The organism is Nocardia terrae (genome assembly GCF_009760405.1).
Lineage (GTDB): Bacteria > Actinomycetota > Actinomycetes > Mycobacteriales > Mycobacteriaceae > Nocardia > Nocardia terrae.
Window position 1 is genome coordinate 204,815 of the sequence record NZ_WRPP01000013.1, and the last position, 6,776, is coordinate 211,590.

Consider the following 6,776-nt stretch of genomic DNA (forward strand, 5'->3'; position numbering starts at 1 on the left):
AGAAGACCGGGGGCGAGTGCGGGTCGATAGCCGTCGGCTATTGAATCCGCGCGGAAAAACGCCCCCGCGGATCTCCGCGGGGGCGTTCGTTTCACTGCGCGGCCGGACGGCTCAGTAGCTGTGCTCCGGGCCGGGGAACACGCCGCGCCGCACCTCGTCCGCGTAAGTGGCTGCGGCGGTACGCAACTGGCCGCCCACATCGGCGAACTGCTTGACGAACTTGGCGGTCTTGCCGCCGGTGTAGCCCACCATGTCCTGCCAGACCAGCACCTGCGCATCGCATTCCACTCCGGCCCCGATGCCGACGGTCGGAATGGTCAGCTTGCGGGTGACCTGACCGGCCAGTTCCGCGGGCACCATCTCCATCACGACGGAGAAGGCTCCCGCCTCCTGCACCGCGATGGCGTCGGCGATGAGCTGCTCGGCTCCGTCCCCGCGCCCCTGCACCCGGAACCCGCCGAGGGTATTGACGCTCTGCGGCGTGAACCCGATATGCGCCATCACCGGAATGCCCGCCGCGGTCAGTTTGTGAATGGTGTCGGCCACCCGCTCACCGCCCTCGAGCTTCACCGCGTGCGCGCCGCCCTCCTTCATGAACCGCACAGCCGTGGCAAGTGCCTGCTCAGGAGAGGACTCGTAACTACCGAACGGCAGATCCGCCACCACCAGCGCGTGCGGTGCGCCCTTCACCACACCCCGAACCAGCGGAATCAGCTCGTCCACGGTGATCGCCACCGTGGTGTCGTACCCATAAACCACATTCGCGGCCGAATCCCCGACCAAGAGCACCGGAATGCCGGCCTCTTCGAACAGCCGCGCAGTCGAGTAGTCGTAAGCGGTCAACATGGACCACTTCTCCCCGGCCTGCTTCATCTGCTGCAGGTGCTGCACTCGCATCTTCCGCTTGGCGGGAGTCTTCGGCGCCGCAGACCCGTACACAGGGGTTTCCGCATCGGATACGGACATCATCGTCCCTTTCGTCGTTTCCTCGAGGCCCTGACCGGGTCCCCGGGTTGTTCTGACGCCCCTAAGTCTGCCATTCCCCCCGCTCACCCCGCCGATGGAATTCCTCACACCCACGGACGTGGGCCCGATGCCCGGCCATCACACTCGACTCGTGGAACGAGAACCGACCGTCAACGAGCGGGAAGCTCTGTACGCCATGCTCGAGGGCGACTTCCCGGGCGCTGCCGAACTACGCGAGCAGGCGCTGACCGTGAAGGTGATCGGGAAGTGCGCCTGCGGCTGCCCGGCCATCGACCTCCTGGTGGACCCGACCACACCCGCCGCACCGAACCGCCCCAACCCGGCCAGGGAAGCCGCAACCGACGACGGAGGACTCCTCCTGTTCGTCCAGGACGGAAAACTGACCGGGCTCGAGTACTACTCGTGGACCGACGACACCCCGGAACACTTCCCACCGCCGGGCCGAATCCATCGCACGTCGTGACCGGAAGGGAGCGGTCGAATTCGCCGATCGCCGACCTACGACTGTCGGGTGGGATCTTCGACGACTGCCTTGATGCGCTCGAGTGTCGCGCGCATTCCGTCGGTGTTGGTTCTGCCTCGTGCCCATCCGGCCATCAGCCAGTACAGCCGGAGCAGCGGAGTGGGTTGCAATTCGAAGGATTCGGTGACGTCGGTTCCGCCGTCGACCGGCTCGAACCGGTAGCGCCACGTGTTGAGCCCTGCCCCGCCGCGCCCCAGCACGGTGAACGCGAACTCCCGGCCGGGCTCACACGCAATGATTCGGCAGACCGTCCAGTACTTCAGGCCCCACCCGTTCCGATTCACATGTCCCCGGAACTTCACCCCGACAGCGGGCGCTGTTGCCCCGCCCAGCCATTCGGCGTCGAATGTCTCCGGGCTGAACTTTCCGGTATTCGTGATGTCGCTGACCAGCCGCCAGATCTCCTCGGCGGGCGCGGCCATCCGGACCGTCACACTTCCCTGCATCTCCGTACGCTAACAGGGATGTCGGCAATCTAAACCCCTGTGCGGCTTCGGGGTTCGGGGCTAGCCGACCGGCCCCTTGGCCAATTGGACCTTGGCGGACTGGCTTTGGCCGGTGGGGTCGGTCCACTTCAGGGTGATGTTGTCGCCCGGGTGGTGTTGGTCCATGGTGCTGGTGAGGTCGGTGGCGGAGGTGACGGAGTGGTCGTCGACGGCGGTGATGACGTCGCGGGCCTCGAGGCCGAGTTGGTCGGCGGGGCCGCCCTGGACTACGCCGCGGATCTGGGCGCCGCCGGTGACGGAGGTGACCGAGACGCCGATGAAGGCGGTGTCGCCGATGTGGACGCGGTCGGAGGATTGGCCGGCCTGGATCTGCTTGGCCACGGTCAAGGCCTTGTTGATCGGGATGGCGAAGCCCTGGCCGCCGCTGGTGCTGAAGCGGAAGCCCTTGGAGGCGGCTGTGTCCATGCCGATCACCTGGCCGGCCGAATTGACCAGGGGGCCACCGGAATCGCCGGGCTCGATATTGGCGGCGACCTGGATCAGGCCGGTCAGCTGTTCGGCGCTGCCGGTGGCGTCGTCGCTGGCGGTGATGGCGCGGTTCAGGTTGGTGACCCGGCCGGTGGCGGCGGTGGGAGTGCCGCGGCCGCCCGCGTTGCCGACACCGACGACGGCGTCGCCGACCGCCACCTTGTCCGAATCGCCGAGGGGCGCGGTCTGCAGGCCGGAGGCGCCGGACAGCTTGATGACGGCCATGTCCTCACTGCGATCGAACCCGAGCACCGTCGCGTCATAGCTCTGCCCGTTGCCCAGATCGGTGACCGAGATCTTGGTCGCGCCCTCCACCACATGGTTGTTGGTGAGCACGATGCCGTCGGAGCTGAGCACGATGCCGGTGCCCGCGCCCTCCCCGTTCTGCAGGCCCAGCTCGGTGTCGACATCCACGATGCCCGGCACCACGGCCTGCGCGGCGCTGTCGAGATCGGCTGGGGGAGTGGTGAAGTCGATGGGCTGGCTCTGCGTCACCCCGCCCGGCGACTGCGCGACCGGATTGCCCGGCACCAGCGTGTTGGGTCCGCACGCCACCAGCCCCAAGGTGGCGGCCAGTGCCACGACCGCGGCGGCCGCGGCCCGGATGGTGCGCGAGCGCGTCGAACCCGCGGCGAAGCGGTCCGACGACTGTGGTTGCACGTTCATGGCATCCCTCATAGGTAGAGCCCCCCGGTTCCTTCCCATTAAGCATGCGGTTTCTGAGAGCCGCCTGGGGACTTACTTAGCGCGTATCGGGAAATGGCGGGTGCGACGGATGTGTATCGTCGATGGCCGAGCTGACGGTTGTTTGTCGGTGGGTTGCGTCACACTCGCTGGTAATGGGCCGCCACACAACCTTCCGGTACTGCCTCGACCCGACGGTCGAGCAGCAGCGGCTGCTCGACCGTCACGCCGGTGCGGCCAGGTTCGCGTTCAACACGTGTTTGGGTTTCGTGAAATCCGCCCTGACCCAACGCGAAACCGACCCTGACCAGCAGGTGCCATGGACCGGATTCAGCCTGATCAACGCTTTCAACGCGTGGAAGAAGACCGAAGCCGCCGGTCGGGTGATTTCTGTCGATTCGAGCGGCGTCGCAGAGGTCGAGGTCACCGGTCTGGCATGGCGCGGCGAAGTGCGCCAGCAAGTGTTCGAAGAAGCTGCGATCGACTGCGGGCGGGCCCTGACTGCCTTCTTCGACTCCCGCGCGGGCAAACGCAAAGGTAAGAGGGTCGGATTTCCTCGATTTAAGGAGAAGAAGTCGACCAGGCCGTCATTTCGGCTGCGAAACAAGATCTCGAAGTCCGGTGGGACGGCGATCCGGGTTGGCGACAACACGATTCCACGGTCGGTGACCCTGCCAGGCATCGGGCCGATCCGGGTGCGAGAGGACACGCGTCCCCTTCGACGCATGCTCGCGAACGGACGGGCCAAGATCCTTTTCACGACGGTCACATACCGCATGGGTCGCTGGCAGCTCAGCGTGACCGTCGAGGCCGCCGACCTTCACCCCGCGCTCCAGCACGCACCGCGCGCGATCGACGACGACACCGGTTGGGTTGGGATCGATCGTGGGTTGACGAGTTACCTGGTCGCCGCCACCTCCGACGGGACCGAGGTTGCTCGCATCGACCACCCGCCGAAACCGCTGGCGGCCGGACTGCGTCGGCAACGGCGTCTGGCGAAATCGTTGTCTCGCAAACAGAAAGGATCCCGTAACCGTCAAGATGCTGCGGCTCGCCTGGCGCGGCATCACAATCGTGTGACCAATGTCCGTCGCCACTTCCTGCATCAACTCGCCAACATGCTGGTCAAAACCCACGACCGGCTCGTTGTGGAGGACTTGAATGTGGCGGGATTACTTGGTAACCGCCGTCTGGCACGCGCGATCGGCGACGCCGGATGGGCGGACTTCTGCCGAATATTGCGCTACAAACAGCATTGGCGCGGCGGCACGGTCGTCGCTGCCGACCGCTGGTACCCGTCGAGCAAACGCTGCTCGGCCTGCACCGCACTGAACACCAAACTGACGTTGTCTGATCGGGTGTACTTCTGCGAGTGTGGGTTTCGCGCCGACCGTGATCACAACGCAGCGATCAACCTCGCGGCATGGCCGACGATATGCGACGAGAACTCTCCTCGACCCCCGGACCCCGAAGCACGAGGCCGGGTCACCAATGTCCGCCGACGAGAAGGCGCTGACCAACACCCTGTGAGTGTCGGTGAAACCGACCCGGATGATGCGGGAACCGACGTTCACACTATGCGGATGGTGTGAACTGACGACGCCCGAGAAAGGCGGTGCCCGAGGACCGATCAGGGTTTTCGGCACGCTATTACCGTGTGAACGCCCACGTACCGAGCGGAGTCGGCTCCGAACCTCTAGCGTCCCGGTTCCGTGGCATGCGTGACGTTTCGCACAGCCGCGGCGGGCGCGATGTAAAGAGACAGATATATGGACCAACCGAGGGGTGCGCGAGTGTTTTCGGCGGGATGGCACGATCGTGGGATGGCGTTGATGCGAACCGGCCGGGTCGTGCTCCTAGTGACGGCGTTGGCGATGACGGCGGCTGCGTGCACCAGCGTGGTGGACGGCAAACCCACCGCGACCGCACCGGTGGGACTGGATTCCTTCTATAAACAACAGCTGACCTGGGGTAGTTGCCAGGACTACAGCACCGGCGGCGACGAGCTGCCCAAGGGTGCGGAGTGCACCCGGGTGACGGTGCCGGTCGACTACGCCAACCCCAACGGCGCGACCGCCAAGATCGCGCTCTCGCGAATCAAGGCCACCGGAAACAAGATCGGGTCGCTGCTGTTCAACCCGGGCGGGCCGGGCGTCGGCGGCCTGAGCATGGTCGGTCAGGGCGACAACACCAAGCTGGCCGAACGCTTCGACCGGATCGGCTTCGACCCGCGCGGCACCGGCATGTCGCAGCCCGCCATCAAGTGCATGACCGACGCCGAGGACGACGCCCAGCGCGCCGAACCCAACAAGGACAACTCGCCCGCCGGCATCGCGGCCCAGGAGGCCGAGAACAAGGACTTCGCCAACAAGTGCGTCGATCGCACCGGCAAGGACTTCCTCGCCCACGTCGGCACCCGGGAAGTGGTGCAGGACATGGACGTGATCCGGGGCGTCCTGGGTGATGCGAAGCTGACCTACCTGGGCTACTCCTACGGCACCCGCCTGGGCTACTCCTACGCCGAGAAGTTCCCCGATCATGTGCGCGCGCTCGTGCTCGACGGCGCGCTCAAGCCGGACCAGGATCCGATCAAGGAATCTCTGGGCCAGGCCGCCAGCTTCCAGAAGGTCTTCGACAGCTACGCCGCCGACTGCGCGTCCAAGGAGAAGACCAACTGCCCGATCGGCGACGATCCGGCGCAGGCGACCGCGAGGTTCCGGGCCCTGGTGCTCCCGTTGTGGGACAAGGCGGTTCCCACCTCGGACGGGCGCGGCCTGCCCTACGGCGACGCCATGACCGGCACGCAGCAGGCCCTGTACTCGGTGCGCTTGTGGAACGCCCTCACCAAGGGCCTGCGTGAGCTGGCCCAGGGCAGCGGCGACACGCTGCAGGCCCTGGCCGACCTGTACGACGGCCGCCAGGACAACGGCACCTACGACAACAGCTCCGACGCGTTCAGCGCGATTCGCTGCGTGGACGATCCGCCGATCACCGACCGCGCCGTCGCCGCCCAGCTGGACGCCGATGCCCGGAAGGCCGCCCCCTTCCGCGACGACGGCCACGGCAGCAATGCCGCCCCGCTGGACTCGTGCGCCTTCTGGCCGGTCCCGAATACGAGCTCGCCGCACAAGCTTTCGATCCAGGGCCTGCCCAAGACCGTGGTGGTCTCCACCACCGACGATCCGGCCACCCCGTACCAGTCGGGCGTGGACCTCGCCCAGCAGCTGGGGGCGAGCCTGATCACCTTCAAGGGCACCCAGCACACCGTGTCCCTACAGGGCAAAGCCTGCGTCGATGACCCGGTGATCTCGTATCTCATCGATCTGAAGGAGCCCGCCGCGGGCCTGACCTGCTGACTTCCCGAAAGGTTTGCGGCGCGTCTCGTTCTGGACTGAGTGGAGCGGGGGAGCGAAGCGGAGGAGCGGAGGGAGGGAAGAACGAGACCTCCAGCGCCGCAAACCCCGCCCGGAGCGAAGCGGAGCCCGCCGCGGGCCTGACCTGCTGACTTCCCGAAAGGTTTGCGGCGCGTCTCGTTCTGGACTGAGTGGAGCGGGGGAGCGAAGCGGAGGAGCGGAGGGAGGGAAGAACGAGACCTCCAGCGCCGCAAA

General features: G+C 66.4%; 6 protein-coding genes. 3 read left to right on the plus strand and 3 right to left on the minus strand.

The features are described from left to right. Positions 1-111: 111 nt before the first annotated feature. Positions 112-966, minus strand: coding sequence for a 3-methyl-2-oxobutanoate hydroxymethyltransferase (panB, locus tag GPX89_RS40515; RefSeq protein WP_157393070.1), 855 nt, complete (start codon positions 964-966; stop codon positions 112-114). A gap of 151 nt (positions 967-1,117) precedes the next feature. Between panB and GPX89_RS40520 the strand changes: the two genes are divergently transcribed. Continuing rightward, a complete protein-coding gene (locus GPX89_RS40520) occupies positions 1,118-1,450 on the plus strand; it encodes a hypothetical protein (protein WP_198347814.1) in 333 nt (110 codons plus the stop codon). A gap of 35 nt (positions 1,451-1,485) precedes the next feature. On the opposite strand, the gene GPX89_RS40525 is transcribed toward GPX89_RS40520, so the two are convergent. Then, positions 1,486-1,956: an SRPBCC family protein gene (locus GPX89_RS40525; RefSeq protein WP_157393072.1), complete on the minus strand. Its 471-nt coding sequence runs from the start codon at positions 1,954-1,956 to the stop codon at positions 1,486-1,488. Between the two features lie 60 nt (positions 1,957-2,016). Beyond that, entirely contained in the window at positions 2,017-3,150 is a 1,134-nt protein-coding gene (locus GPX89_RS40530; RefSeq protein WP_198347815.1) for a S1C family serine protease, read from the minus strand. Between the two features lie 122 nt (positions 3,151-3,272). On the opposite strand from GPX89_RS40530, the gene GPX89_RS40535 reads away from it, so the two are divergent. Together GPX89_RS40535 and GPX89_RS40540 are read left to right on the plus strand one after the other, a co-directional pair. Beyond that, positions 3,273-4,760 (plus strand): RNA-guided endonuclease InsQ/TnpB family protein, encoded by a 1,488-nt coding sequence (locus tag GPX89_RS40535; protein WP_157393074.1) that lies wholly within the window; start codon positions 3,273-3,275, stop codon positions 4,758-4,760. 231 nt (positions 4,761-4,991) lie between these two features. Next, complete coding sequence (locus GPX89_RS40540; protein WP_157393075.1) at positions 4,992-6,524, plus strand: alpha/beta hydrolase; 1,533 nt, start codon at positions 4,992-4,994, stop codon at positions 6,522-6,524. The last annotated feature ends 252 nt before the right edge of the window (positions 6,525-6,776 follow it).